The organism is Oleiphilus sp. HI0043 (assembly GCF_001634935.1).
In genome coordinates this window covers 1-355 of record NZ_LWEY01000974.1, presented here as the reverse complement: position 1 = coordinate 355, position 355 = coordinate 1, and the positions used below count along the sequence as shown (strand labels likewise).

Sequence of the window (355 nt, the reverse complement as noted above, 5' to 3'; positions counted from 1 at the left end):
GTTCACAACGAACAGCAAGACGAGATGCTAAACAGACTCGCTGAATTGAGAAAGAAACCTGGAGCAAGCCCTCTTAAGTTATGGCTACTGGAAGTTAAATTACTATCTAGTGCAGGTGAAACAGACCGCATGAATGCCTCACTCAACGCCGCCATTCAAGCATTCCCCGAAGATGACCAGCTACTCTACGCTCGAGCAATGAATCGAGAAGCAGACGATGATTTGGCAGGAATGGAGCAAGATCTAAGAAAGCTAATAGAACTGAACCCGAACAATGCGATTGCTATCAATGCACTTGGCTACACCTTGGCCGACCGAACCGATCGTACTCAAGAAGCATTTGAACTAATTCAAA

General features: G+C 45.6%; 1 protein-coding gene. It reads left to right on the top strand.

Annotated elements, in window-relative coordinates; all coding sequences use genetic code 11:
- Positions 1–24: 24 nt before the first annotated feature.
- Positions 25–355 (top strand): tetratricopeptide repeat protein (locus A3729_RS10600; protein ID WP_231877410.1); only part of this gene is annotated, 331 nt, incomplete at its 3' end.